Origin of the sequence: Mucilaginibacter defluvii (assembly GCF_039543225.1) — a bacterium.
Lineage (GTDB): Bacteria > Bacteroidota > Bacteroidia > Sphingobacteriales > Sphingobacteriaceae > Mucilaginibacter > Mucilaginibacter defluvii.
Window position 1 is genome coordinate 1,510,743 of the sequence record NZ_BAABJI010000002.1, and the last position, 26,048, is coordinate 1,536,790.

Annotated in this window: 25 protein-coding genes and 1 tRNA gene; 11 read left to right on the forward strand and 15 right to left on the reverse strand. The window is 43.9% G+C overall.

Translation table 11 applies throughout. The features are described from left to right. Positions 1–275: 275 nt before the first annotated feature. Positions 276–349 (reverse strand) — tRNA-Ile (locus ABD960_RS12855). Positions 350–413: 64 nt separating this feature from the next. On the opposite strand from ABD960_RS12855, the gene ABD960_RS12860 reads away from it, so the two are divergent. Then, positions 414–1,046 (forward strand): HAD family hydrolase, encoded by a 633-nt coding sequence (locus ABD960_RS12860; RefSeq protein ID WP_345331562.1) that lies wholly within the window; start codon positions 414–416, stop codon positions 1,044–1,046. Positions 1,047–1,063: 17 nt separating this feature from the next. Here the strand turns inward: ABD960_RS12860 and ABD960_RS12865 are convergent, their stop codons facing one another. The 3 genes from ABD960_RS12865 to ABD960_RS12875 all read right to left on the reverse strand — a co-directional run bounded on the left by ABD960_RS12865 (position 1,064) and on the right by ABD960_RS12875 (position 4,238). Next, entirely contained in the window at positions 1,064–2,353 is a 1,290-nt protein-coding gene (locus tag ABD960_RS12865; protein WP_345331563.1) for a sensor histidine kinase, read from the reverse strand. Between the two features lies 1 nt (position 2,354). After that, a complete protein-coding gene (locus ABD960_RS12870; protein WP_345331564.1) occupies positions 2,355–2,918 on the reverse strand; it encodes a carboxymuconolactone decarboxylase family protein in 564 nt (187 codons plus the stop codon). A gap of 114 nt (positions 2,919–3,032) precedes the next feature. Further along, complete coding sequence (locus ABD960_RS12875) at positions 3,033–4,238, reverse strand: proline dehydrogenase family protein (protein ID WP_345332817.1); 1,206 nt, start codon at positions 4,236–4,238, stop codon at positions 3,033–3,035. Positions 4,239–4,309: 71 nt separating this feature from the next. Here ABD960_RS12875 and ABD960_RS12880 point away from each other — a divergent pair, with 71 nt between their 5' ends. Next, positions 4,310–4,516, forward strand: coding sequence for an RNA-binding S4 domain-containing protein (locus tag ABD960_RS12880; protein WP_345331565.1), 207 nt, complete (start codon positions 4,310–4,312; stop codon positions 4,514–4,516). Between the two features lie 3 nt (positions 4,517–4,519). Then, complete coding sequence (gene aroB, locus ABD960_RS12885) at positions 4,520–5,578, forward strand: 3-dehydroquinate synthase (RefSeq protein WP_345331566.1); 1,059 nt, start codon at positions 4,520–4,522, stop codon at positions 5,576–5,578. A gap of 241 nt (positions 5,579–5,819) precedes the next feature. Here the strand turns inward: aroB and ABD960_RS12890 are convergent, their stop codons facing one another. After that, positions 5,820–6,002 carry a hypothetical protein gene (locus tag ABD960_RS12890; protein ID WP_345331567.1) on the reverse strand — a complete coding sequence of 61 codons (183 nt, stop codon included), beginning with the start codon at positions 6,000–6,002 and terminating at the stop codon, positions 5,820–5,822. Positions 6,003–6,087: 85 nt separating this feature from the next. Between ABD960_RS12890 and ABD960_RS12895 the strand changes: the two genes are divergently transcribed. The 6 genes from ABD960_RS12895 (at position 6,088) to ABD960_RS12920 (ending at position 12,468) form a co-directional block, all read left to right on the forward strand. Next, positions 6,088–6,963, forward strand: a complete 876-nt coding sequence (locus ABD960_RS12895; RefSeq protein ID WP_345331568.1) for a PH domain-containing protein — start codon at positions 6,088–6,090, stop codon at positions 6,961–6,963. A gap of 236 nt (positions 6,964–7,199) precedes the next feature. After that, positions 7,200–8,042, forward strand: a complete 843-nt coding sequence (locus ABD960_RS12900; RefSeq protein WP_345331569.1) for a prephenate dehydratase — start codon at positions 7,200–7,202, stop codon at positions 8,040–8,042. A gap of 178 nt (positions 8,043–8,220) precedes the next feature. Continuing rightward, entirely contained in the window at positions 8,221–9,345 is a 1,125-nt protein-coding gene (locus ABD960_RS12905) for a chorismate mutase (RefSeq protein WP_345331570.1), read from the forward strand. A gap of 9 nt (positions 9,346–9,354) precedes the next feature. Continuing rightward, entirely contained in the window at positions 9,355–10,623 is a 1,269-nt protein-coding gene (aroA, locus tag ABD960_RS12910) for a 3-phosphoshikimate 1-carboxyvinyltransferase (protein WP_345331571.1), read from the forward strand. 90 nt (positions 10,624–10,713) lie between these two features. Continuing rightward, positions 10,714–11,802, forward strand: a complete 1,089-nt coding sequence (gene aroC, locus ABD960_RS12915) for a chorismate synthase (protein WP_345331572.1) — start codon at positions 10,714–10,716, stop codon at positions 11,800–11,802. Between the two features lie 39 nt (positions 11,803–11,841). After that, complete coding sequence (locus tag ABD960_RS12920) at positions 11,842–12,468, forward strand: HAD family hydrolase (protein ID WP_345331573.1); 627 nt, start codon at positions 11,842–11,844, stop codon at positions 12,466–12,468. Here ABD960_RS12920 and ABD960_RS12925 read toward each other — a convergent pair. Then, positions 12,463–12,981, reverse strand: a complete 519-nt coding sequence (locus ABD960_RS12925) for a DinB family protein (protein ID WP_345331574.1) — start codon at positions 12,979–12,981, stop codon at positions 12,463–12,465. The two genes, ABD960_RS12920 and ABD960_RS12925, sit on opposite strands and share 6 nt — an antisense overlap. 101 nt (positions 12,982–13,082) lie before the next feature. On the opposite strand from ABD960_RS12925, the gene ABD960_RS12930 reads away from it, so the two are divergent. Continuing rightward, a complete protein-coding gene (locus ABD960_RS12930; protein WP_345331575.1) occupies positions 13,083–14,618 on the forward strand; it encodes a L,D-transpeptidase family protein in 1,536 nt (511 codons plus the stop codon). 63 nt (positions 14,619–14,681) lie between these two features. On the opposite strand, the gene ABD960_RS12935 is transcribed toward ABD960_RS12930, so the two are convergent. From ABD960_RS12935 to ABD960_RS12960, 6 genes are all read right to left on the reverse strand, one after another. Next, a complete protein-coding gene (locus tag ABD960_RS12935) occupies positions 14,682–15,482 on the reverse strand; it encodes a murein L,D-transpeptidase catalytic domain family protein (RefSeq protein ID WP_345331576.1) in 801 nt (266 codons plus the stop codon). A gap of 195 nt (positions 15,483–15,677) precedes the next feature. Continuing rightward, a complete protein-coding gene (locus ABD960_RS12940; RefSeq protein WP_345331577.1) occupies positions 15,678–16,259 on the reverse strand; it encodes a nitroreductase family protein in 582 nt (193 codons plus the stop codon). A gap of 72 nt (positions 16,260–16,331) precedes the next feature. Further along, positions 16,332–17,048, reverse strand: coding sequence for a hypothetical protein (locus ABD960_RS12945; RefSeq protein ID WP_345331578.1), 717 nt, complete (start codon positions 17,046–17,048; stop codon positions 16,332–16,334). 67 nt (positions 17,049–17,115) lie between these two features. Next, positions 17,116–17,724 (reverse strand): porin family protein, encoded by a 609-nt coding sequence (locus ABD960_RS12950; RefSeq protein WP_345331579.1) that lies wholly within the window; start codon positions 17,722–17,724, stop codon positions 17,116–17,118. A 148-nt stretch (positions 17,725–17,872) separates the two neighbouring features. Next, positions 17,873–18,481, reverse strand: a complete 609-nt coding sequence (locus ABD960_RS12955; protein WP_345331580.1) for a porin family protein — start codon at positions 18,479–18,481, stop codon at positions 17,873–17,875. 40 nt (positions 18,482–18,521) lie between these two features. Beyond that, complete coding sequence (locus ABD960_RS12960) at positions 18,522–20,954, reverse strand: alpha-ketoacid dehydrogenase subunit alpha/beta (RefSeq protein WP_345331581.1); 2,433 nt, start codon at positions 20,952–20,954, stop codon at positions 18,522–18,524. Positions 20,955–21,084: 130 nt separating this feature from the next. Between ABD960_RS12960 and ABD960_RS12965 the strand changes: the two genes are divergently transcribed. Continuing rightward, entirely contained in the window at positions 21,085–21,486 is a 402-nt protein-coding gene (locus ABD960_RS12965; protein WP_345331582.1) for a DUF1573 domain-containing protein, read from the forward strand. 94 nt (positions 21,487–21,580) lie between these two features. Here ABD960_RS12965 and guaB read toward each other — a convergent pair whose 3' ends face one another. From guaB to ABD960_RS12980, 3 genes are all read right to left on the reverse strand, one after another. Then, the gene (gene guaB / locus ABD960_RS12970; RefSeq protein ID WP_345331583.1) at positions 21,581–23,050 is read right to left on the reverse strand and encodes an IMP dehydrogenase; all 1,470 of its coding nucleotides are present in this window, start codon (positions 23,048–23,050) and stop codon (positions 21,581–21,583) included. Between the two features lie 285 nt (positions 23,051–23,335). Continuing rightward, entirely contained in the window at positions 23,336–24,616 is a 1,281-nt protein-coding gene (locus tag ABD960_RS12975; protein ID WP_345331584.1) for a M16 family metallopeptidase, read from the reverse strand. A 44-nt stretch (positions 24,617–24,660) separates the two neighbouring features. Further along, positions 24,661–25,938 (reverse strand): M16 family metallopeptidase, encoded by a 1,278-nt coding sequence (locus ABD960_RS12980; protein WP_345331585.1) that lies wholly within the window; start codon positions 25,936–25,938, stop codon positions 24,661–24,663. Positions 25,939–26,048 lie beyond the last annotated feature (110 nt).

The following is a 26,048-nucleotide window of genomic DNA, read 5'->3' on the forward strand; positions in this document are numbered from 1 at the left end:
GTTAATGAATTAGTTGCATCCTGTTTCAGCTTCGCTTTCAGGTGTTCAAAAGGTGCCCACGGCTTTTTCGTTTTTGTGAGTTTTAGTTCACTTAACAGATTACTTATCAGATCGTTAAGTCACTTTTGAACACCTAAGGTAAAAACTAATCTCAGGTAGTCAGTTAGGTGTTCAGAAGTTTGGCTTTCTTTGGGGTTAGGAAGGGTATAATTAATGAAAAAACCCTCTAAATAAGCTATTTAGAGGGTTTTCGATGTTCCCGATACTCGGGGAAGTGCGCCCACCTGGGCTCGAACCAGGGACCAAAAGATTATGAGTCTTCTACTCTAACCGACTGAGCTATAGGCGCAAATTTTTCGGTTGTTTTTCGAGGCGCAATATTACATATTTGCCATGAATTAGTAAAGTAAATTATGAAAAATATTAAAAATATCATCTTTGATTACGGCAACGTTATTTTTAACATCAGCTTTGAAAAAGCGCAACAAGCTTGGAGTGAGCTGGGTATCAATAATACGGGCGACTTTTTTGGTCATCTTAAACAGGATGCTATTTTTGACGCTTTTGACAGGGGAGAAATAACTGCTGTTCAGTTTCGTGATCGTATACGTGAAATAACCGGAAACGCCAACCTGACCGATACCCAGATCAATAATGCCTGGAACAGTATGCTGATCGGCGTTGCCGAGGGTACGCACGATCTACTACTTCAGTTAAAGGCTAAATACCGCACCTTTTTGCTGAGCAATATCAATGCTATCCATTACGAATTTATTATGAACTACCTGGAAAAGCAATTTGGTTTTATGGGCAACGATCATCTATTCGAGAAAACATATTATTCGCACCTTACCGGCAAGCGCAAGCCTGAAACAGCCATATTTGAACAGGTGTTGACTGAAAACGGGCTTAATCCTAACGAAACGCTGTTTATAGACGATAGTCCGCAACACCTGAAAGCCGCTGAGCAGTTAGGTATCAACACCTTCCTGATGACAGCGCCTGACACTTTACAGGATTATTTTAAACGCAACGGGCTGTTATAACCTGATAGATCCACAAATCAGACAGTTTGTGTCAATGGTACTTTGATGAAAAAGTAAGTGTATTGCTTTACTTTACTTTGAACATAGATTTCGCCGCCTAATGATTTTACAAGCCGGCGTACAACGTATAAACCAAGCCCGCTACCGGCGGATGCGGAATTTCCGCGGTAATACATATCATAAATTTTATTGATAACCCGCGGCGGTATACCTTGCCCGTTATCGCTGAATTTTATCACCAAATTACCTTTAAAGCTAAAAATATAGATCTGGATAAGTAAACCTCCCTTATGAAAGGTAAGGGAGTTTTCAATTAGGTTATCAAATATATTAATATAGGCATGCGTATTACATACATGCTTTTCTGTCAAATGCACATCAAATACCAATCTGCCGCCAACATCATCTAAGCGGCTTTGGTAATTGGTTTTTAAACCTCGCAAAACTTGCTTAAAGTCAACCTCCCCTACCTGAGTTTCGTACGAATAGGTGCTTAATACATTAAGCTTTGAAAGCATACCATCCAGCTTGCGTACAACCTGTTCACACTTATCAAACAAATCCAGCACGTTTTCATCCTCTGTAACCAATTTGGCCAGGTTAGCTAAACCCATAATATTGGCCAGCGGAGCCCGGAAATCGTGCGAGGTACGATAAAACAACGTAAGTAATTCCTGATTGGCGGCCGTAACCTCAGCAGTACGCGTAAGCACCGTCTTTTCGAGATCGCGGTTGAGGCGGGTTATCTGCTGATTCTTCTTTTTAAGCTCCTTGTTATTCTTTTTTATCTCCTGTAGTAGTTCAAGCTGTAAAAGCTTGTTAGCGGCGAGGTCGGCTATACTGCGTAAAAATTTAAAATCCTGATCGATTTGTGATACAACTTCTTTTGCACCAGTGGTAATAACGATGCTTCTATCTTCATAATAGAACACAGGCAGTGAACGCACGTATGCTATTTTCGGGTCGTTAAAAGCTGTCCGTTTTAATATATCAATCGTACCATCTTCTAACGCGTAGCTAACAGGCAAACCGTTGGCAAGTATCTCAAGCTCAAATTTTCGGACTGCATTATTCCTAGGCCGAACAATTGCGTATTCACCGCGACTAAGTTCAATACACCAGGTATCGCCCCGATGGGTATAACATATCCGTAACATGTAAGTATCTATAATGTATTTGGCATGCGCGGTCAGCGCCTCGCCAATATCATTAAATGACGCGGCCTTGTTAAGGTCAGTAGCAAAGTTAGAGAGCGCTTCGTACCGTAAACGCTGCGAGTTTTGAAGTATCCCCGTCGTGGAATCCATTTTATTTTGGTTCCATCAGTTCGTTGTCAATCTTTATACCCGATATATCGGCTATGGTGTTCACCATATTGGTGAGATCGGCAAGCGCCATCAGTTCCTGCACCTCTTCCAAACTAAAACCTTCATCGCGCAATTCCTCAAAATCTTCATCGGTAGTACTGCGCGGCGCCAAGGCGCAACGTGTTACAATCGATATCGCTTTCCGGTATGATGATGGTATGTAACTGCTATCCAGGTTATTGGTAAGCCTCAAATCATTTTCACCTGTAAGAGTTTTGCCCAAACTATCGGCTATGATACCATGCGCCTGGGCACAATAATCACAACCCTTTAAATTTGATATATTGTAAATAATAAGCTGCTTAAGTACAAACGGTACCGAACCGCGCAACATGGTGTTACGTAGCTTCTCCCAGTTTCCGCGTAACACGGTAGGGTTGTTACCTTGGCATTTAAACCAGTTTAAAACGAAGGGGATGCCCATTTCTTTCATGGTTTCCTCGTATATCAACTTCACTTCCGGACCGGCATCCTCGTACTCAACTAATTTAAAACGTTGCGACATACATATTGGGGTTAAATAATAAATTACCCCTTATCAGCATAAATAAAGTTTGCTTTTCCCTTTTAAAGATAATGATAGATGTTCAGGGCTTAGCCCCGCTACAGACGATCTGTCTCAGATACCCCTGCGTTTCTTTTCTTTTACGATGAGGCTAAGTTCACGTCCCATTTGTCCGGCAATGGCGGTGTTCTCCTGTGCCCGGCGGAAAAGATAAGGCAAAACTGCCTTTATTGGCCCGTAAGGTACATATTTTACAACATTATACCCAGCATTTGCCAAATTAAAGCTCAAATTATCGCTCATACCCAGCAATTGCGAAAAATAAACATGTGGGTGTTTATGCTCAATTCCTTGCTTATCCATAAGCTCAGCCAGCAGGCGGCAGCTGTTCTCATTATGGGTACCGGCAACTATGGCAAGTGTATCAATATTCTCAACGGCGTAACGCACGGCTTCGTCATAATCTTTATCTGCCGATTGTTTGTCGGGCTGAATAGGCGATGGGTAACCCATCTCCGCAGCGCGCTTACGCTCTTTTTCCATGTATGCACCCCGTACAATTTTAGCGCCTAATACAAATCCTTCTTTTACCGCAACCGCGTGATCTGCCTTAATAGATGCCAGCTTATCATGACGGTAAAGCTGGTAGGTATTGTAAACAATTATCTTTTCTTTATTAAAACGGCGCATCATGTCCATAGCAAGGGCATCAATAGTTAGCTGTATCCAGCTTTCTTCAGCATCTATCATAACAGGCACTTGTGCATCATAAGCATTTTGGCAAATGTCAAGCACGCGCTGTTGTACCTTGGCCCACTCAGCCTGCTCGCCGGCAGTAAGTGTGGTACCTGCATCCAGCTTTTCTAACAATGAAAAACGGCCTACACCGGTTACTTTAAATACAGTGATCGGAATGGCCGGATCGCCGGTAGCACGTTTTATAGTGCGGATGATCTCGTTGCGGGTTTCATCAAATACAGCTTCCTCGTCCTCACCTTCAACCGAGTAATCAAGGATAGTACCTACCCCGCCATCATACAGGTTTTTAATGGCTGCATCGCACTCGGCAATAGTTTCGCCGCCGCAAAATTGTTTGAAGATAGTAGCCTTGATAAGCCCTTTTATGGGCAAACCAATATTAACCGCGAAGTTGGTAACAGGCGGCCCTATCTTAACCAAAAAGTTGACATTGATAATGCGAAACAGCCAGTAAGCACGTTTTAGCTCACCGTTGGTTGAATGCCTGAAAGCCACTTCAGTATTATCAAAAGAGAGGCCTTCGGCAGGTTTGTCGCTGCCGTTTGTAGAGTACGAGGTCATAACTGCAAAAATATAAAATGCGTCAATTAAATCGTTCATTTATGCTGCAATAGTTTAATTTTGCCGCACACATGATCAACTTTGAACTACAGGGCGAGTACATCCCACTAATTCAGCTACTTAAAGCCACCAATTTGGTACAAACCGGCGGCGAAGCGCAAATTGTTGTTACCGAGGGCGAAGTAAAGTATAACGGCCAGGTTGACTATCGCAAACGCCTGAAAGTAAAAAAGGGCGACGTTGTTGAGTTCAGAAAACAAACCATCAGGATCATTTAAATTATGCAAACCATCCAGAGCGATAACTACCCTATTTTTTTTGAGAACAGTATTGATGAACTTATAGCGTTTATTGAGCGTGGTAAATACAGCCGTTTTTTTGTTTTAACCGACGAACACACAAGCGTACACTGCCTGCCCAAACTAACCGATAAGCTTAACACCCTGGGTAATTACGACCTGATCGAGATAAACGCCGGCGAGGAAAGCAAGAATATTGACTTCTGCATTGGCGTATGGAAGATGCTGATTGATTTTGAGGCCGACCGCAAAAGCCTGCTGGTAAACCTGGGCGGCGGCGTGATTACCGACATGGGCGGTTTCACGGCATCAACCTATAAACGGGGGATTGATTTTGTGCACATGCCTACTACCCTGCTTTCGCAGGTTGACGCTTCGGTTGGTGGTAAAACGGGGATTGATGTGGACGGCATCAAAAACATCATTGGCACATTTACACAACCAAAAGCGGTATTTATTGATACCGCTTTTTTGGATACCCTTCCGCCACGCCAAATACTATCGGGCCTGGCCGAAATGCTGAAACATGGGTTGATACTGGATGCGGCTTACTGGAACGAGCTTAAACAAAGCGACCTTACCAAGCCTTCAACAGCATTGGTACACCGTTCGGTAGTGTTGAAAAATAAGGTGGTTATGGAAGACCCTACGGAAAAAAACATCCGCAAGAGCCTGAATTTTGGCCACACCATTGGCCACGCCATTGAAACGTGGGCATTGAACGATAAACCCGACTCGCTTACCCACGGCGAGGCGATTGCCATAGGCATGATCTGCGAAAGCTACCTGGCCCACAAAAAAACAGGATTAAAAGCTGAAGAACTTGAGGAGATCACCGCTACATTTAACCGGCTATACCCACGCTTTGGCTTTAGCCGTGATATTTATGAGGAGCTTTACAGCATTATGCTGAAGGACAAAAAGAACATGGATGGCAAAGTGAACTGTACGCTACTATCAGCTATCGGCAAGTTCAATATTGATAACATTTGCACCAAAGAGGAACTTTTTGAAGCGTTTGATTATTATTTAGCGGGGTAACTGCAGAGCAAAGGAATTTTATAACCTTAAAAAGTAAAAGGGTGTCATGCTGAGCCCCGTCGAAGCATTGTAGATAAAGGCCCTACCGCACGCACCCTTCGACAAGCTCAGGGTGACAAGCCATTTTTTTAAAATCACCACCTTGTCATGCTGAGCCTGTCGAAGCATTAGTGGACTTTTACAGCTAATCGGCAAAATTCTGCAAATCCCTCAATTCCGAAAATTCAGGTTCAGACAACCCTTACAAATTCTCGCCTGCCGGGCCTTGCTCCTTATTTGAACTGTCTGATTCCTCCTGCTCAACGGCATCCGTTTTAACGCTTTTGTTTAGTTGCGTATCGGTACCGGTGTTCTCGCCAATCTCATCACGGTGCAGGTTGCTGTCGTCGTTGGTTTGTTTTATATCTTTTGGATCGTTATTCATAGTGTAATGTTTTATTGAATAACGTTGAGGGTGGATTTTGGTTTAGAATAAACAGCTTTAAAGTATATCTTAGCAGCATAACACCATGCCTGAATTTATCTCAAAAGTACAGCACAAGAACTACGAAACCGGCGAGTTTTCCGAAGAGAAGGCCCGCAATCTGGAAGAGACCATAGCACTAATTAAAGCATTCCCATGGGAGGATGAACGCCATTTAACGGATATTCAACTGACCGGGCCATCGGTTACAATATGTAATAAAGGGGGTGAATATTTGAAGATTGGCTTATATTTTAATGATAAATACTGCATTTACTACCTCAATCAAGGCAATGTATTATTTGAGCGCTCATTTGAATCCCTTGACTTAGTTTTGGAGATTATCACTCACTTTTTTGACAACACTTTTAAACCTGAGGGCTTTGACAAACCTTTTCCAAAATTTAGTAGCAAAAAACATTTTCTCACTCAAACATTTGAATATAATCCAACCGTGTTTAGGTTTATGACGATCACGCTAAATCTTTGGATCCTTTTTTTAATGTTTCCAGTTGTAATTCTCTTGATGAGTAAGCCGATTCATTTTCAACCGGATGGAATATTTCTGATATTACTACTGATTGCGTTCCCAGGTGTTTTATTATATTACACGTTCATATTAACTTTTCCGAAAAGAAACCAATTTCTTAAAATTTCGAGAGGGCAAAATGCGTTTTGGTTTGGAGATAATAAAAATGAAATTGTTAAATATGGAAAAGATGAAATCGTTAACATTATAACGTATCAAGCAAAAGGCAGCAGAAATCCTATTGAATTAATCGTATACGAGATTGCATTTAAGAATAACACTTCAATTAAGTTTACAAATATTTTAATTAGTGATAGCGATTTTACATCAAAATTTGATGATTCATTTGAATTTTTTTCAATTGGCGAGCTTCATCCGTTTCAAGTATTGTAAAGCAATATGTTAAAGCAAGATAAATATTAATTTTTAATTTTATTTGGAACAAATACTTCAAACGCTTACATTAGCGGCATCAAACAAAACAATGATTAATAACAACGCATATTTTTACGGTTTTTACTTTTACTTTAACAGGTAAGAGCCGGGACTGATATGCACTAACTAACATACAGAAGAAACTGAAAAGTCCCGGCCCGATAAAGGCCGGGACTTTTTGCTTTAACAGGGTTATGATAAACGGAACACCACGGGTTGCAATACAGGGCATACGCGCTTCCTTTCACGAAGAGGCCGCCTTCAGGTATTTTGGCGAGGACATTCAAACCATTGAATGCAACTCTTTTAAACAAACTTTCGAAGCCCTGAAAAACGGCGAGGCCGACTATGTGGTGATGGCCATTGAGAACAGTATTGCCGGCAGCCTGCTGCCTAACTACTCGCTGCTGTTAAACTACAACTTTCCGGTAGTAGGCGAGGTTTACCTGCCTATACAACTACACCTGATGGCGCTGCCGGGCGTGGCGTTTGAGGATGTTAAAACTGCCATGTCGCACCCGATTGCTATACGCCAGTGCGTTGATTTTTTTGATGATTACCCACAGATCAAGGTAGTGGAAAGCAATGATACCGCCGCCTGCGCCAAACGCATCCGTGAGGAACAGCTTACCGATACCGTAGCCATTGCCAACACGTTGGCCGCCAAACTTTACGGTCTGGAAATCTTAGAGCGCCGCATCGAATCGAACAAAAAGAACTTCACCCGTTTTTTAATACTCACCACGCATGACAATGCCGTTAAGGTGGAAGCCAACAAAGCGTCGTTATGCTTCCAGGTAAGTAATGAGGTGGGGTCGCTGGCCAAGGTGCTCAATATTTTGGCCGAAAACAACATCAACATGAGCAAGATACAGAGCATGCCGGTACTGGGTAAACGTAATGAATACAACTTTTATCTGGACGTGGAATGGACAGCCCAACAACAATATGATACCGCACTGCGCCAAATATTAAAGTATACCCACAACTTTAATATACTGGGCGAATATAAGCGGTATGAGGAGGGGCTTTCATAGCTTTAGTAGTCCGGAAGTCGGTAAGACCGAAAGTCTGGAGATAGGAAAAACAATCTTCTGGGCTTTCCGACTTATCGGACTCCCGGACTCAAACACAACAATTAATTAACAAAATATAAAATTTACTTCCGGACTTTCGGTCTTACCGACTTCGGACTCAAAAAAACAAACAACGATCATGAAACTTAATTTAAACATACAACCATTAAATACCTGGATAACATCGGGTAAAGAGCCATTGGTAATTGCAGGCCCGTGCAGTGCCGAAACTGAGGATCAATTAGTAGCCACTGCTAAATTGCTGGCCAATACCGGAAAAATTACCGCACTGCGTGCAGGTATCTGGAAACCGCGTACCCGTCCGGGTGAGTTTGAGGGTATCGGCAGCATTGGCCTGGAGTGGTTAAAACGCGCTAAAGAAGAAACCGGCTTGCCAACCGCAGTTGAGGTTGCTACCGCTAAACACGTTGAAGAAGCTTTAGCTGCCGGTGTCGACATTCTTTGGGTAGGTGCACGTTCAACCGCTAATCCTTTCACTGTACAGGAAATTGCTGATGCCCTTCAGGGTGTTGATGTACCGGTGATGGTTAAAAATCCGGTTAACCCTGACCTATCGTTATGGATTGGCGCCTTAGAGCGCATCAATAATGCGGGTATTACTAAACTGGCGGCTATTCACCGTGGCTTCTCGTCATACGGTAACACCACCTTCCGTAACGACCCAATGTGGGATCTGGCAATTAGCCTGAAAACACAGGTGCCTGATCTGCCGATCATCAATGATCCGAGCCACATCACCGGTAACCGCGACCTGATCGGTTACATCGCCCAAAAAGCGTTTGACCTGGATATGCAAGGTGTAATGATCGAATCGCACATTGATCCTTCAGTTGCCTGGACAGATGCTAAACAACAGGTTACCCCTGCTGCCCTTTCAGATATTATTGACAACCTTACCCTGCGTAAAGCCGAAGTTAAAAGTGCAGCCGTTAGTGATAAGTTGGCTGAATTACGTGCCAAGATCGATAAGATCGACGACCTGATCATCCAGAAAGTTGCCGAGCGTATGAACATCGCCGAGCAAATTGGTAAATACAAAAAAGATAACAACATCACTATTTTACAGGTTAACCGTTGGGAAGAGATCCTGAAAAAAACTACCGATTATGGTAAGGCTTTGAAACTCGACGCTGAGTTTACCGAGAAACTGTTAGAGCTGGTTCACACCGAATCTATCCGTCGCCAGGGCATTATCCTGAACGAAGGCCAGGAGCAAGTGGAAGAAAAATTAACCCAAGCGTAACCAGGGATAATGAGTAGTAGTAACATCATCCTTACTAAAACAGATAAAACCGTCAACGGCACCATACAACTTACGGGCTCAAAAAGCGAGTGCAACCGTGCACTCGTTATTGAAGCCTTGAGTGGCGGCCGTGTAAAGGTTAAAAACCTGTCGGACGCGGCGGATACCGTTACGCTGGCGGGGATACTTAACAGTACGCAGTTGGCAGTTGGCAGTAACGCAGTTGCTGAACCAGCAACCGTCAACATAGGCCCGGCTGGGACGGCTATGCGTTTTTTGACGGCTTATTTCGCGCTGCAACCGGGTGAGGTATTGCTTACCGGCACCGAGCGTATGAAACAGCGCCCTATAGGCATTTTGGTTGATGCCTTGCGTAAACTGGGCGCTAACATTACCTATGCCGAAAAGGATGGCTTTCCGCCGTTGCAAATAAGCGGTGGCTTTGAGCAGCAAACCAACCAGATCAGCATTAAGGGTGATATCAGCAGTCAGTATATCACCGCTTTGTTACTGATAGCCGCTAAGTTACCTCAAGGTTTAGAGCTGCATATCGAGGGTGAGCTTACCTCCCGCCCTTATGTGGAGATGACTTTGGCGATGTTAAAGCAAGCGGGTATTCAGCATACTTGGCAAGGCAACATGATCAGCATAGCTAACCAGGAGTTCAGCGAAACATCGCTGCCTGTGGAGCCTGACTGGAGCGCGTCATCCTACTGGTACGCTATAGCGGCTTTAGCTGATGAAGCCGAACTGTTTTTACCGGGACTTACCTCATACAGCTTACAGGGCGATAGCGTGATCACCGAGATCATGGCGAACTTTGGCATTACCTCGCAGTTTAAGGATGGCGGCGTTCATTTGAAAAAGGAGCCAAAACCTATCCAACGCAAAATATTCGACATGAAGGAATGCCCTGATTTGGCGCAAACCGTTATTGTGGTATGTGCGGCATTAGGGCACGAAGCTACCTTTACCGGCCTGGAAACCCTAAAAATAAAGGAAACCGACCGTGTAAAGGCCTTACAGAACGAACTGGGCAAAATGGGGGTTAAACTGATTGAAAAAGGTTTGGTTTACAAACTGGATTGCAGCGAAAAGTTCATTCCCGAAAGCATGTTCATCAATACCTACGAGGACCACCGCATGGCCATGGCCTTTGCGCCGCTGGCACTGGTAATTCCGCAAGTGGAAGTTGAAGATGCCATGGTTGTCGAAAAATCATACCCGGCATTCTGGCAGGATCTGGAGAAGGTGGGCTTTGGCCCCCTAACGCCCTAAAGGGGGAATCCTTAAAATGCGAAATAATCAACTTAACTATATTTATTAAACAACATACAAAATTCCCCCTTTAGGGGGTTAGGGGGCACCATGGCAGGCAATACTTTCGGGCAAATATTCAGGATAACAACATTTGGCGAATCGCATGGCGAGGCTATCGGTGTGATTGTAGACGGTTGCCCGGCGCAGTTACCGGTTGACCTGGATTACATTCAGGCTGAGTTGGATAAACGTAAACCCGGTCAGTCAAAGATCACCACGCAGCGTAAGGAGAGCGATGCCGTGCAGTTACTTTCGGGTACGTTCGAGGGCAAAACTACGGGTACGCCTATCGCCATGATCATCCCGAATGAAGATCAGCGCTCAAAGGATTATGGCCATAATGTGGATGTATTCCGTCCATCACATGCCGACTTTACTTACTTTACCAAGTATGGCATCCGCGATCATCGAGGCGGCGGCCGTTCATCAGCCCGAGAAACCGCGGCGCGTGTAGCGGCTGGCGCATTGGCCAAGCTATTCCTGAAAACGCAGGGTATTGAAGTGTTCGCGCATGTAAGCAGTGTAGGCAAAATAAACGCGCCTAATGTGGATATTAAAGATGCTACGGCTTTTATTGAAGCCCGGGAGCAAAATATTGTACGCTGTGTTGACCCTGCTACTGCCGAAGAAATGATCGAGTTTATCGATGGCATCCGTAAGCAAGGCGATACCGTAGGCGGTAAAGTTACCTGCTTTGCCACCAATGTACCTGCCGGTTTAGGCGAGCCTGTTTTTGATAAATTACATGCCGATTTGGGCAAGGCTATGTTGAGTATCAACGCCGTGCATGGGTTTGAATTTGGTTCCGGTTTTGAGGGCAGCGAGATGCGTGGCTCTGAGCATAACGACATCTTCCGCAACAACGCGGGTAAGGTGGAAACCATCACCAACTTTTCGGGTGGTATACAGGGCGGTATCAGCAATGGCATGCCTGTCGAGTTCAGGGTAGCGTTTAAGCCTGTGGCTACCATTATGCACAATCAGCAAACGGTAAACAGCGCCGGCGAAGCATCAGAGATCAGCGGCAAGGGCCGTCACGACCCTTGTGTGGTACCACGCGCCGTGCCTATTGTTGAGGCCATGGCGGCATTGGTTTTAGCCGATCATGTGCTGCGTAACAGGGCCGCTAAAGTATAATCGTTACAAACATCCCCATAAAAAGCACGTTATCTTTATATGATACGTGCTCTAATATACGACCTGGACAATACCATCTACCCTGTTGAATCTATAGCCGACGAGGTTTTTGCCGGGTTATTTAAACTTATAGATAATCAGGCTGAAGGCATCAGTTCCTCCGATATCCAAACGGCTAAAAATGAACTTACCCGCCGCCCATTTCAAAAGGTGGCGGACGAATATGGTTTAAGTGATGACCTGAAAGCGCAGGCAGCCGAACTACTTAGAAATCTTACCTACAACAAGCCTATGCAGGCATTTGACGATTACCGCTATGTTAAAACGCTTGCCGTTGATAAATTTTTGGTAACTACCGGTTTTGTAAAGTTGCAAAACAGCAAGGTAAAAATGCTGGGCATAGTCGGAGATTTTAAACAGATCTACGTAGTTGACCCGGAAAGTACCGAAAAAACAAAAAGGCAAATGTTTACGCAAATTCTTGAGAAATTTAACTACAAGGCTGAAGAAGTACTCATTATCGGCGACGACCCGGAATCTGAAATTAAAGAAGCTAAAGCCGTTGGCATTAAAACGGTATTGTACGATCCTGAAAAGCGTTATACTGATGCAGAGGCAGATTACCGTATCACCAATCACCGCGATATCGGCGAGCTGATCTTATAATCCGGCTTGTAACACCTTTACTGTAACCAACAACTGGCCGGTATGCCGCATGGTATGCTCGGCGGCATGTACCAGCAAACCTATAACGGTTGATGGTATTTGCGCCCTGCCTACTCCTCTAAAATCAGTAAGTGTCGCATCATCAGTATTACGCAATTGCTCCACGGCCTTATCCAGCTGCGTGCTAAAAGCATCAGCCAAAGCCATTGCAGTGTATGGTATTTGAGCCAGCTTACCTTCTTGAGACAGAAAATTAAGCTGCTGTTCATTCAGCACTTCGCCGCGGGCATAAGTAAAAAGCCTGTCGAGCACACCGGTTAAGTGCTGCAAATGGAAAGCAGGCGAGGCCTGTCCGGCGGGCGTTTCATAAAGCAGGCTATCCGGAAAATCTTTCATTAATGCACCAATTTCCTCATTTGCCTGCAATAGCGCATGTGCTACGGGCTGCAACAATGCCGGTACACCTGCAACCGGGCCACGCTGCCAAACCTCGGGAAGCTTTTTATTATCCATAATGCTAATCTATACAAAAAGCAATTTGACAAAGTAAGCCGTATGTAAATACTATGGTACGGGTATTGCACTGAATGCGGCAACACATCTACTTTTTATATATGATAACAAAAATAACCAATAACAAAGCCTTATTATTTGTAGCCACAATTGCCTTGGCCTTTATAACTGTGATACCAGGCTGTAAAAAAAGCAAATCAGATTTAGGCAAAGAGATGGCCGATGCCACAGGCAACAAAACCTTTAAGGATATGACCAACGAGGGTTTCGCTGAAGCATTTAAAAAGGCCATGACGGATAATAAATCGCTTCTCACTTATCCGGATGTAATTAAATCTTATTATGCTGAAAATGATTATGAACCGGTTTTGGTGCTTAACCACTTAAAAAACGAAGATCTGCAAACACTGTCGACCTATCTTGACAATTCAACGCAGCATGGCATTAACCCGCAGATATTCCGTGCCGACAGCATAAAGGCTTTACTTGCACGCATCAAGGATAAAAAGGCCGTTAAAGATGTTAACACCGCCTACACCACGCTTGCTAAACTGGAGTTATTGACTGCTAACTCGTTGATCAGATATTCAAACGCGCTGCAATACGGGTTAATTAGTCCGCGTAAGATATATCAGCGTTACTACACCGAAACCAAACGCCCGGACAGCACATCAATGAAAAGCGTGTTTGCTGTTAAGGAATTGAAAAGTTATCTGGACAGCATCCAACCTAAAAGCGCGCAGTACAAAGCGCTACAAAAAGCCCTGACCGATAAAGTGCAGGCCCCTGGCATGACGCCTGAAGAAAGCGAACGTTATTTCGCGGTAAACCTGGAACGTTTACGCTGGAAAAATAAGCCTGATGCTAAAAAATACGTGATCGTTAACATTCCTGATTATCGTTTAGACGTGATGGAAAATGGCAAATCAGCCTTGAACATGAAGGTTTGCGTTGGCGAAGGCCGTAATATGGATAAAGAAGTAAGCCTGGTAGAGTATGATGAGAGCGACAAAATTGACCGCCCTTTCTCACGTGAAACACCGCAGCTGGGCAGCCTTATCCACAGCGTACAGGTTAATCCGGTTTGGAACATTCCAAAGAGTATAGCTTCAAAAGAAATTATGGTGCAGGCCGCGAATGATCCATATTATCTGGATAATGAAAATATTGATGTTTACCATAACGGACAAAAGGTTGATGACCCCGAAACCATTGACTGGGGCAGCGCCTCAAAAAATGAGTATGAATTTAAGCAGCGCCCTGGCGATGGTAACGCTTTAGGCAAGATTAAATTTTTGTTTAAAAATGGCAGCAGTGTTTATTTGCATGATACACCTGCTAAAAATGCCTTCAATCAAAACATGCGCGCAGTAAGTCATGGCTGTGTACGGGTTGAACAACCACAACAGTTAGCCGAAGCGTTGTTTGGCAACGGCGATAAATACAAAATGATCGTAGATAAAATGAACAACCCAAGTTCAACGCCTACAGATATTGCATTGCCTAACAAGGTACCGGTATATTTAACCTATGTAACTTGCTGGGTTGATGATAGCGGCAAAATACAATTCCGCCCTGATGTTTACGGGCTGGATGTGGTACTTTACGGTCACATGAAAAAGTTGTTGAGCGTATAAAATTTAACGCAAAAAGAACGGGAGCCCTGATTGGGGCTCCCGTTCTTTTTTATAGAAGAATAATTATAAGACTTTAGCAACTTGTGCAGCGGGGAACAAAAAGTTTTCGGCTACGCCCTCATTAAGGTACTTAGAGGTATAACGGCTATCGTTACCGGCAATGTATAGCATATTTTGCCCTTTGATGGTATTAATAACGGTAGCGCAAACCTCGGGTGATACTGCCGGGCAACCGTGGCTGCGGCCTAACCTGCCTAATTGATTAATGGAAGCCTGACTAACATAATCAGCCGCGTGTACTACAATGGCCCGCTGGCGAGCGTTGCTGTTAAAACCGACATCCATGCCATTTAAACGTAGTGAACGGCCATGTTTACCTAAATAAACATCATCGGTTACATAAAAGCCAAGGCTGCTTTGGTGCGAATGTTCGGTGTTTGAAAAAGCGTTTGCCATATCATCACCACTACCCTGCCCATGCGATACCCACGTGTTCAACAACAACTTTTTTGCTGCCAGGTCAATAATCCACATACGTTTTTCACGGCTCGATTTATTGAAATCAACCACGGTGATCACATTACTGTTTTCAGGTAGCTTGTGTGCCATTTTAAGATTGATATAACCTGTTATAGCTTTTTGAAAAACAAGGGCATCCATACCGGTAAGCTGTAGCTGCGCGGTATTGTAAATATCGGTAACATACTGTCCGTATAATTCGCTAAGCGAAGCAGCGTGTTTTTTAGCTGAGGCAACATTAACGGTACTAACTTTTTTAACGTTTGAAGCAGGGCTCCAACTGATAAAAGCTATTGAAAACACGACTAAGAGACTGCACGTTGCCCACAAAAAATATTTTCTCATATTCAATTAAAATTAGTTCAGTTAATAATTTTAAAAGCGTTGAGATTTAGGTCAGAATAGATTGTATCCGTGTGAATTGTTAAACAAATATACGCATAACCGTATAATTTATTGTCATCCGATCTACATAAAATAGCCTTAAAGGAAATTTAATTTCCTTTAAGGCTATTTAAATATACTTAGTTAATATAAGCGTTATTTAACCCACTTAACTTTTGCCTCAAGTGGTGTTGTACGGCGGCCTTCGGGTTGGTTATCCGTGTGGCCTAGGTAAAGCAGACCAAGTACGGCATCTTCCTCACCAAGCTCTAAAAAGTCCTTCATTGCAGGTTTCAAGGTCATGCCGCCAGTGCTCCAAAACGAAGCGATATTTAATGATGTTGCTGCCAATAGTATGTTTTGTATAGCCGCTGATGCCGCTGCCACTTCCTCTAAAGCGGGAATATTAGGGTTGCTACCGCGTTTCATAATAGCGATAACCAGATGCGAAGCATTGTTGCCTATATTTTGCAGGTTGGTATAAGTAGCCTCCTTAAAATTTTCGGCAGGTGTATGCGTTTTGTACAATTCCGCGTGTTGCTTACAAAAAACAGCCGGATCTTCATAGATTACAAAGCGCCAAGGCTCGGTAAAAGCGTGGGTCGGTGCCCAGTCAGCTAGTTCAAGTATAGCGGCAATGTGCCCGTTAGGAATTTTCTGACCGTTCATCATAGCCGGCTTAATGGTACGGCGGGTTTTAATTACGGTTGATATGGTTGAAAACGTGTTATTATCCATAAAATTTATTTTTGCTTTAAAACGGGCGCAAATTAAATAAATTTTATGGTGCGATGTAATTGCTAAGCTTAATTACTTTATATACTCAAAAAATTGCGGCGTTATCACCGAAAACCGCCGCATCTGCCTGCGGGTAAAGTGCCTGGTTATTCTGTAGTTATCCCGATATAGAAACTGGACCATTATGGGATAATTATTTTCGGCACTAACGTTAACTAATTTACCATTTTTAAAGTTAAAGAGATCGAATACCCAATAAGCGTGATTGTTATCCTGATTTTGTTTGTAGTGTTGGGTTATAATCTCATAACGGCCATCTCCATTTAAATCCCGCTCATCATTATCAAAAAAATCCATGTAATGAACTGCAGAGAAATTACTCCCACCCCGGTTGAATAGGAACAGCTTATGCATTAGTGAACCCGCTAAACCACTACCATTATTGTAAGTTTTCAGTTTGAAATCAACTGTCCCGTTACCATCAATATCGGCAGCACACAATGCAGATTTAGGAGGTAAAATAATCCAGAGCGGCCCTAAATCAATTGTAAATACCTTTATTATTTTATTGTGATGATAAACAGTAACCTTAGTATCCGCTTGAGCATCCTCAAGTTTAATTGAATACCCTTTGTATTTTGCTGACTTTGCAACGAATTGTGAATCGTTTTGCACAAGCACTTTTAACGGAATAACGTTGTAATGAGGTTTCGGATATTTTTCAAACGGATATTGGGCGTAGCTACGCAGCCCGAAGATTAAAAGAAGGATAAGGATAGGATATTTCATATAAACAATGCCCTTCCAAATATATCAGGAAGGCATTGCTAATTGAATATCCTGAACAAATATTTTTTTAAAAACTCAACCCGATACTAATGCTCGAAACGTTGTTTTGAAATGCTGGACCTGAACCCTCCTTAGCAACATCGGTTAATCCTTTTTCACCATTAAGTTCAAAAAAGAGTTTGGCTTTATTTGAAACCGGAATTTTAAAGCCGATACCTAAGTCAAGACCAAGATCGATATTGTTTAATCCGGATTTAACATCCCTGTCAGATCCTACTTCCTCAACATTTAATAATATACTTGTATAAGGACCAAGATTCAGATACCAATTTTTGGTACGGCCAAAGTGCCAATTGGCTAAAATCGGAACGGTTAAATAATTTAAATCATATTGGGCGTTATACAAAACGCCCTTCATTAATAAAGATAAGCCTTCCCAACTTTTTTGATCATATAGAACCTTCGCCTTAACACTCCAGCTTTCAGAAAAATAATGATCTATTGAAACGCCCGCGTTAAAACCAACTTTATAATGCGTTTTATTTGTAACGTCGGAATTCAAGCGTGACGCATTCATACCAAACTGAATGCCAAATTCATTAGAATTTTTTGTTTGTGCAGACGCAGATGAGTAAAGGCATATAAATGCCAGCATTATGTTAAAAAGAAATTTCATGATAAGTTTAAAGTTTATACCCCCAATATATCACTTTAAAATGTTGACGAAAATTTATTTGTATCGCTTTCGTTAAACATAACTTTATATAACAACAATGCCCTCCCAAATATATCAGGAGGGCAATATTAATTGGTTGTATGTTTCTTTAAAAGTTGATACCAACGTTGATGCTTGATACCGTGCTGCGTATTGCAGAACCTGTGTTATCCTTAAACACATCAGTGATACCGCCTTGCCCGTTCAATTCGATAAAAAATTTCAACTTGTCACTGGCAGGTATTTTTACCCCGATGCCCAGATCAAGCCCAAATTCGGCGCCGCTCATAAACGGTTTAAGATCCATACCACCTTCGGTTTCTGATGCGCTGAGCAAAATACTTGTGTAAGGGCCAAAGTTCAGGTACCAATTTTTTGTACGGCCGAAGTGCCAGTTAGCCAAAACCGGGATAGTCAAATAATTCAACCGATAGTTGGTATAATAAGTATCTTCCGGCGTAGCCAAATAACCCCTGTCCCATCCTTTTTGATCGTAAAGCAGCTTAGCTTTGAGGCTCCAGCTTTCTGAGAAGTAATGATCAATTGATACGCCAGCATTAAAGCCTACTCTGTAATTGCTATTGGTCATACCATCAGCATTTACCGTTGCAGCGTTCAGGCCAATTTGAACACCAAATTCGTTAGTGTTTTTTGTTTGCGCGGAGGCAGTTGTGTAAAGGCACACCAGTGCCAACACAACTTTGCAAAATTTAGTCATGGTTGTGATAAAGTTTTTAAAATCGCGCAAATATAGAATTTTAAAATATCGGCGGAAATTTATTTGGGTTACTTTCGCTCACCATGGCATATACCGCTTCAATCACATCATCAACGTTTGGTTTTGTAAAGTAGTCGCCATCCGAGCCGTAAGGCGGTCGGTGCTCTTTGGCGGTCAGCGTTTTGGGTTGCCCATCAAGATAATAATATCCCTTTTGATTCTCCAGTATCTGTTGTAGAATATAAGCGGAGGCAGCTCCCGGCAAATCCTCATCAACCACCAGCAATTTGTTAGTTTTTTGCAAAGATTTACCGCATGCATGGTCCAGATCAAAAGGATAAAGCGTTTGCGGATCTATCAATTCCACACTTACACCAAGTTTTCGTAGCTCGGGCAATGCTTCCTGCACCACACGCAGCGTTGAGCCGTATGATACAACGGTAATATCCGTACCCTCATGCAATACTTCAGCTTTGCCAAGCGGCACGGTAAACTCGCCAATATTAGCCGGTAATCTTTCTTTAAGGCGATAACCGTTAAGGCTTTCAACCACCAAGGCAGGCTCATCGCCGCGCAGCAAGGTGTTGTACATACCGGCTGCCTGCGTCATGTTACGCGGAACGCAGATATGCAGGCCCCGCATGGAGTGTAGTATCATGCCCATTGGTGAGCCTGAATGCCATATTCCTTCCAGCCGGTGGCCGCGGGTACGCACAATTACTGGTGCTTTTTGTCCACCAGCGGTGCGGTAACTTAAACTTGCCAAATCATCGCTCAACACGTTCAGGGCATACAACAGGTAATCCATATACTGTATTTCGGCAATTGGCTTTAAACCGCGCATGGCTAGCCCTATACCCTGCCCTATAATAGTCGATTCTCGAATCCCGGTATCTGTAATCCGCAGATCGCCGTATTTGCTTTGCAGGCCGGCAAAGCCCTGGTTAACATCCCCGATAGCGCCAACATCCTCACCAAAGGCCACTATGCGCGCGTCGCGTTCAAAGTTGGCATCAAAGCAGGCGTTAAGTACCTCGCGCCCATCAATCAATTTAGCATCGTCGGCATACTCGGGTGCCACAAAATCAACCTTTAGCGGTGAATATGGCGTGTTTGAAAATAGTTTAGAATTATAGCGCTCACTGTTCCTGGCGGTTTCTTCCTCAATCCATTTAAGCAGAGGCGCACGTTCAGCCAATTGTTCATTCAGGGTTAAGCGTAGTGCCCTGCGTATAGCAGTCGTCATATCTTTACGCCCGGGATCAACCTCCGCACGTAAATGATTGATAACGTCAAATAATTCTGTCCGGGCCGACGAGCTTTGTGCTAGCTGATCAATCAGTTTTACGGCTTCATCCATTTCAGTATTGATCTCGGCATTAAACTCATTCCAGGCTTCACGCTGGCAATCGCGAACATGCTTTTTAGCCGCGGCTTCCAGCTCGTCTAATTGTTCGGCAGTGGCAATGGCAGTCTCTGCCATCCACTTACGCATTTGCTTCAGGCAGTCGTACTCTTCTTCCCAGGCCAGGCGCTCCTTTGATTTATAACGCTCGTGCGAGCCTGATGTGGAATGCCCCTGTGGCTGCGTCATCTCCGTAACATGTATCAATACGGGAACATGCTGCTCCCGGCAAATGCGGATAGCGTACTGATACGTTTCGCAAAGGGCTACATAATCCCATCCACGCACTTTAAATATCTCGTAGCCGTTAGTTCCCTTTTCACGCTGAAAGCCTTGTAAAGCTTCAGAGATATCTTCTTTGGTGGTTTGCAGGCTTGCTGGTACAGAAATAGCGTAAGCATCATCCCAAACAGAAATAGCCATAGGCACCTGAAGTACGCCACCCGCATTGAAAGTTTCAAAAAACAGACCTTCGGAAGTTGAGCCGTTACCTATAGTGCCAAAAGCTACTTCGTTACCTGATAAAGAGAAATTACTGTACTGATGCAGTTCCTGGTTTTGGCGATATAGCTTTGAAGCGTAAGCCAGCCCCAATAGACGCGGCAGATGCCCCCCTGTGGTCGACATGTCTGACGAGCAATTCATGTTCTCTACCTGGTTTATCCATGAGCCATCCTTATTTACAAAACGGGTGGCGTAGTGGCAGTTCATTTGCCTGCCGCCTGACGCGGGTTCTTTTTCAATGTCTGGATGAGCGTATAACTGCGCGAAGAATTCTTTAAGATTACTCATGCCCGTAGCGAACATGAAGGTTTGATCGCGATAATAGCCCGCGCGCCAGTCGCCATTACGGAAGGCTTTGGCCATGGCTATCTGTGCCACTTCTTTACCATCGCCAAATATGCCAAACTTAGCCTTGCCCGTAAGCACTTCGCGGCGACCAAGCAAACTCGCCTGCCTGCTTTCAAAAGCTATACGGTAATCATTAATGACGATCTTTTTAAAATCATCAAAACTGAGCTCGACAGCATCATCATTTCCGGCGGTATAGAGGGCAGTTTTTGACATATAAAATTCCGTTTGAGCGGTAAAATTATAAAATTCTATTTTGTAATTTTATATTTTACAATCAAACAACCGTCAATTAATCTTCGTTATCAATTAAACAAGTATATTTGTTACATCAACTATTGTGAATATGAAAAAGTTATTACTGATATGCGCCATTGTATTTGGCTTTGCCTTAACAGCTTCCGCGCAGGACACTAAACCTGAATTTAAATTTGTTGAGGAAAAACACGATTTCGGCAAAATTGCTCAGGGCACCCCTGTTTCTACTGTATTTGTGTTTACCAATGTAGGCCAGGAGCCACTTATCCTCGCTGATGTTAGGCCGACATGCGGCTGTACCATTGCTGATTTCACTAAAACGCCTGTTAAAAAAGGCGAAAAAGGAAATATTAAAGTAACTTACAATGCGGCTGCGGTATCTCCGTTCAGCAAAACAATTGTAGTAACTTCAAATGCTAAAACCCCACAAAAGAATTTAATTATTGTGGGCGAGGTTGTAGCCAAAGATGCTAAAACAACAACCCGATAATTTACTTCGAGAAAATAAAGGCATAAGCCTTAAAATAAAAATCCCTTACCGCTATGGTAAGGGATTTTTTTATGGAATCAAACGCTTTACCTGATTAACGGGTATAGTTTGGTGCTTCTTTAGTGATGGTTATATCGTGTGGATGCGATTCGCGGATACCGGAAGCTGTGATACGTACAAATTTAGCTTTTTGCAGCGTCGGGATATCCTTAGCGCCGCAGTAACCCATGCTGGCACGTAAACCGCCTACATATTGGTAAACTATTTCGGCCAGGGTACCTTTATATGGCACTCGGCCTACAATACCCTCAGGCACCAGTTTTTTAATATCATCCTCAACATCCTGAAAATAACGATCCTTTGAACCCTGCTCCATGGCCTCTATTGAGCCCATACCACGGTATGATTTAAAGCGGCGGCCTTCGTAGATAATGCTTTCGCCCGGCGACTCCTCAACACCGGCAAACAACGAACCTGCCATGATAGAACTTGCACCGGCTGCAATAGCTTTGGCAATATCGCCGGTATGCTTAATACCACCATCGGCAATTACCGGTACACCTGTACCCTCAAGGGCTTTGGCACACTCGTAAACCGCGTATAATTGTGGTACACCTACACCGGCTATGATACGGGTAGTACAGATAGAACCCGGGCCTATACCCACTTTGACAGCGTCAGCTCCGGCATCAGCAAGGGCTTTGGCGGCATCGCCGGTGGCAATGTTACCGGCTATCACCTGCAGATCGGGATATTTAGCTTTAACTTCCTTCAATTTATCAATAACTCCTTTTGAGTGGCCGTGAGCCGTGTCAATAGCAATAACGTCAACACCGGCTTTAACCAGTGCGTCCACACGGTCCATAGTATCAGCCGTTACCCCTACCGCAGCGCCAACACGCAGGCGGCCATGCTCATCCTTACAGGCATTAGGGTAATTTTTGAATTTTTGAATATCCTTAAAGGTAATCAAACCGATCAGCACATTATTTTCGTCGACCACAGGTAGCTTCTCAATTTTATGCTGTTGCAATATTTCTTCAGCCTGGATCAGCGTAGTGCCTTTTGGCGCGGTGATCAAGTTGCTTTTGGTCATTACATCTTCAACTTTTTTATTAGCGTCCTTTTCAAAACGCAGGTCGCGGTTGGTGATGATGCCTTTTAGTTCGCCTTTGTCACTCACTACCGGTATACCACCGATACGAAACTCACGCATAATTTTGAAAGCATCAGCTAACAAAGCGTTCTCGTTCAACGTAACCGGATCCTGTATCATCCCGCTTTCTGAGCGTTTTACCTTGCGCACCTCATCGGCCTGGCGCTGTATGCTCATGTTTTTATGGAGCATACCTAAGCCGCCCGCCTGCGCGATGGCAATGGCCAATTGTGCCTCAGTAACCGTATCCATAGCGGCGGAAACCAACGGCACGTTCAGCTTTATTTTTTTAGTAAGATAAGAGGATGTGTCAACTTCGCGGGGCAGTATTTCTGAATATGCCGGTAACAGCAATACATCATCATACGTTAAACCTTCGGCGACAAATTTTGAGGAGTCTGGCTGCATAGCAAATAATTTTAGGAGTTATTATTTGCCGGGCAAAGGTAAGATTTTATTTTTAATTTCCGAATGGTGGGTAAGTAATTCAGTGCACTGAGGTCTAAAATTGCTTTGGGGTGATATATCGACTCACCCTGTCATCGCTACGCTTGACATCTCTCTCTGCGCTCGCGCAGAGAGAGATCTTTATTACTCAAAGAACCACTCCATACGAGTTCGAAGCACACTTACCCTCTTTTCGCTGAAGGCGAAGAGAGGGTAGTCGGGCGCAGCCTCGACCGGGTGAGTAAATCAATACTTCCCTACAATAACCTTGTAAAAATTATCGAAATTAAGGTATTGACCAGCCAGTTCTTGTAAGCTTTCGGCAGTAACACTTTTTACGGTTTCGGTATAACGCTTATAATAATCGAGGCCTAAACCGGCAAAGTAAACGTTCTTGAATTTATCCGCATGCGAGAATATATTTTCAAGGCTACCCAGCAACGAGCCAAGCATGTAGTTTTTCACTAATGCCAGTTCATCGTCGCCTATCAGTTCTGTTTTAAGCAAATTGAGTTCCTTCTCTACTTCGGCAACAGCCGCCTTGCACACATCGGCGCCTACTTCGGATGCGATGAACCAGGTTGCGCTATGCTTTAAAGAACTTATGCCCGAGCCGATACCATAAGTATAACCTTTGTCCTCGCGGATATTAGCCATAAGCCTCGAACCAAAATAACCACCTAATACTGTATTCAACACCTGCAAAGCCGGGAAATCGGGATGGGTGCGGTTAACTGCCGGTACGCCCAAACGTATGGCCGATTGCAGCGCGTCCGCTTTTTCAACGTAATAAAAATGCTCCGCGTTGCGCACTACTTCGGGCTGGGTGGTATCGGGCTTATCGCCGATGTTCTCCCAGCTTTTGCCAAACAGATCATTGATCATTTCAAGCGCCTGGTCCTCTATTTTACCGGCGATAATCAGCGTGCAATTATCCGGGCGGAACATGTGTTTGTAATGCTCCAGCAGATCGGCTCGGTCAAGCGCCTGGTAATCCGCGGCCTCGGCGGCAAAGCCATAAATGGTATCGCCGTTTAATGCTTTATTGAATACACGCCGGGCAACTACATCATTTTTTTGCAGACTTACCTGCAATTTTTGCTGCTGATTACGCACATAGGTCTCCACCTCTTTTTGCGGAAAGATGGCGTTAGTAAGCACTTCTTTCACCATCGGCAAGGTTTCGCTTAAATGCTTGTTAAGGCTAAATAGCGTAACCTGCGAATGATCAAAACCATACTCGGCCTGCAAAAAAGCTCCGTAAAAATCTATCTTATCAGCAATTTGCGTAGAGGTATAGTTATGTGTACCCTCGGTTAATAAAGCCATTGTGGCCTGATTAAGCAAGGGCTTGGCTTTGTTAAAACGCAGGTTGCCAAAAAACCATTCCATACGCAGCAGTTCCTGACCGCTGCTGGAAAAGCAAAATACATTACAGCCGTTAGCCAGCTTAATGTGCTGCGGCTCTATCAAACTTATATCATTTATCGCCTTAAATTCGGGCGCTATTGTTCTATCTATCGCCATAGGGTCATTTGTTCATTAGGCATTAATCTGCAACTACCAACTAATTACTGCTCACTGTCAACTGCAACCTGCTCGCTTAAAACCGACTTTTCTGCCAGGTAAACCAAGGTTGATGAATTATCTTTTCTGAAAATCAGGTTAGCCTGTTCTTTAATTTGCTGAGGCGTTACGGCTAAAAACTTGTCCGTTTCCTGGTTCAGCATTTCAGCATCGCCAAGCAATTCAAACCAGGCCAGGTTCATTGCCTTTTCAAGCAATGCCATCTCTGAAAACACCATGGTCGATTCCGTTTTATTCTTCACTTTGGTGAGTTCATCAGCGGGTATATCTTCTGTTTTAATACGCTCGAGCTCCTGCCATATAGCCGCCTCAGCGGCTTCAATGGTAATGTTCTCCAAAGGCTTACCCTCTACTATAAACATGCCCTTGTCAAGGCTGCCCGTTATATAAGCGTGCACCTCGCTAAATAATTGCTTTTCCTTCACCAAGCTACGGTAAAGCCTCGACGAATTACCCCGGGATAACACATCCGAAGTCAATTCGGCCGCATGAAAACCCTCATCTAACCTTCCACACATCTGAAAAGCGATGTACACATCATTCAGCGGCACTTTGGCCGTAACCGTTTCGCGGCGGACCTCATGCTGTTCCGGCTCAACAGGCAGGTTACGATGGTATTTTTCACCTGCAGGTATCGGCCCGAACCATTTTTCAGCAAGTTGTTTCACCTGCTCGGTAGTTACATCGCCTCCCACCACCATAATGGCGTTTTGCGGATTGTAATGCTTCTTGAAAAAAGCCTTTACATCGTCCATTTTCGCATCGGCAATGTGGGCTATCTCCTGTCCTATGGTAGCCCAACGGTAAGGGTGCTCTCTGTAAACCAATGGGCGCAGCTTTAACCAAACATCGCCGTAAGGCTGGTTCAGGTAGCGTTGTTTAAATTCCTCGATCACCACGTTACGCTGTACCTCGAGGCTTTTATCGCTAAAAGCGAGGCTGAGCATACGGTCACTCTCCAGCCAAAAAGCAGTTTCTAAATTAGCTGATGGCAGGGTGATATAATAGTTGGTAATATCGTTGCTGGTAAAGGCGTTGTTTTCGCCGCCTACACGTTGCAGGGGCTCATCGTAAACCGGTATGTTTACCGAGCCGCCAAACATCAGGTGCTCAAAAAGGTGTGCAAAGCCGGTTTGTTCGGGGTTTTCGTCGCGTGCGCCAACATCGAATAATATATTAACCACGGCCATAGGCGTAGTGTTATCTTCATGAACAATAACCCGCAGGCCATTGCTCAGTGTAAAACGGTTGAATTTAACCATGTATCAATATCATGAGTTTGAACAGGATGGTAAAGGTATCATTTTTAGGTATTGCAATATGGTTTACTTGTTTTGATTTTGTAAAAAAGCAAACGCTTATTTAACCCGTA

What these genes read in the sequence shown, in the direction of transcription:
- ABD960_RS12860 (WP_345331562.1), top strand. Translation starts at nt 414, where the DNA reads ATGAAAAATATTAAAAATATCATCTTTGATTACGGCAACGTTATTTTT.
- ABD960_RS12865 (WP_345331563.1), bottom strand. Translation starts at nt 2,353, where the DNA reads ATGGATTCCACGACGGGGATACTTCAAAACTCGCAGCGTTTACGGTAC.
- ABD960_RS12870 (WP_345331564.1), bottom strand. Translation starts at nt 2,918, where the DNA reads ATGTCGCAACGTTTTAAATTAGTTGAGTACGAGGATGCCGGTCCGGAA.
- ABD960_RS12875 (WP_345332817.1), bottom strand. Translation starts at nt 4,238, where the DNA reads ATGACCTCGTACTCTACAAACGGCAGCGACAAACCTGCCGAAGGCCTC.
- ABD960_RS12880 (WP_345331565.1), top strand. Translation starts at nt 4,310, where the DNA reads ATGATCAACTTTGAACTACAGGGCGAGTACATCCCACTAATTCAGCTA.
- aroB (WP_345331566.1), top strand. Translation starts at nt 4,520, where the DNA reads ATGCAAACCATCCAGAGCGATAACTACCCTATTTTTTTTGAGAACAGT.
- ABD960_RS12890 (WP_345331567.1), bottom strand. Translation starts at nt 6,002, where the DNA reads ATGAATAACGATCCAAAAGATATAAAACAAACCAACGACGACAGCAAC.
- ABD960_RS12895 (WP_345331568.1), top strand. Translation starts at nt 6,088, where the DNA reads ATGCCTGAATTTATCTCAAAAGTACAGCACAAGAACTACGAAACCGGC.
- ABD960_RS12900 (WP_345331569.1), top strand. Translation starts at nt 7,200, where the DNA reads ATGATAAACGGAACACCACGGGTTGCAATACAGGGCATACGCGCTTCC.
- ABD960_RS12905 (WP_345331570.1), top strand. Translation starts at nt 8,221, where the DNA reads ATGAAACTTAATTTAAACATACAACCATTAAATACCTGGATAACATCG.
- aroA (WP_345331571.1), top strand. Translation starts at nt 9,355, where the DNA reads ATGAGTAGTAGTAACATCATCCTTACTAAAACAGATAAAACCGTCAAC.
- aroC (WP_345331572.1), top strand. Translation starts at nt 10,714, where the DNA reads ATGGCAGGCAATACTTTCGGGCAAATATTCAGGATAACAACATTTGGC.
- ABD960_RS12920 (WP_345331573.1), top strand. Translation starts at nt 11,842, where the DNA reads ATGATACGTGCTCTAATATACGACCTGGACAATACCATCTACCCTGTT.
- ABD960_RS12925 (WP_345331574.1), bottom strand. Translation starts at nt 12,981, where the DNA reads ATGGATAATAAAAAGCTTCCCGAGGTTTGGCAGCGTGGCCCGGTTGCA.
- ABD960_RS12930 (WP_345331575.1), top strand. Translation starts at nt 13,083, where the DNA reads ATGATAACAAAAATAACCAATAACAAAGCCTTATTATTTGTAGCCACA.
- ABD960_RS12935 (WP_345331576.1), bottom strand. Translation starts at nt 15,482, where the DNA reads ATGAGAAAATATTTTTTGTGGGCAACGTGCAGTCTCTTAGTCGTGTTT.
- ABD960_RS12940 (WP_345331577.1), bottom strand. Translation starts at nt 16,259, where the DNA reads ATGGATAATAACACGTTTTCAACCATATCAACCGTAATTAAAACCCGC.
- ABD960_RS12945 (WP_345331578.1), bottom strand. Translation starts at nt 17,048, where the DNA reads ATGAAATATCCTATCCTTATCCTTCTTTTAATCTTCGGGCTGCGTAGC.
- ABD960_RS12950 (WP_345331579.1), bottom strand. Translation starts at nt 17,724, where the DNA reads ATGAAATTTCTTTTTAACATAATGCTGGCATTTATATGCCTTTACTCA.
- ABD960_RS12955 (WP_345331580.1), bottom strand. Translation starts at nt 18,481, where the DNA reads ATGACTAAATTTTGCAAAGTTGTGTTGGCACTGGTGTGCCTTTACACA.
- ABD960_RS12960 (WP_345331581.1), bottom strand. Translation starts at nt 20,954, where the DNA reads ATGTCAAAAACTGCCCTCTATACCGCCGGAAATGATGATGCTGTCGAG.
- ABD960_RS12965 (WP_345331582.1), top strand. Translation starts at nt 21,085, where the DNA reads ATGAAAAAGTTATTACTGATATGCGCCATTGTATTTGGCTTTGCCTTA.
- guaB (WP_345331583.1), bottom strand. Translation starts at nt 23,050, where the DNA reads ATGCAGCCAGACTCCTCAAAATTTGTCGCCGAAGGTTTAACGTATGAT.
- ABD960_RS12975 (WP_345331584.1), bottom strand. Translation starts at nt 24,616, where the DNA reads ATGGCGATAGATAGAACAATAGCGCCCGAATTTAAGGCGATAAATGAT.
- ABD960_RS12980 (WP_345331585.1), bottom strand. Translation starts at nt 25,938, where the DNA reads ATGGTTAAATTCAACCGTTTTACACTGAGCAATGGCCTGCGGGTTATT.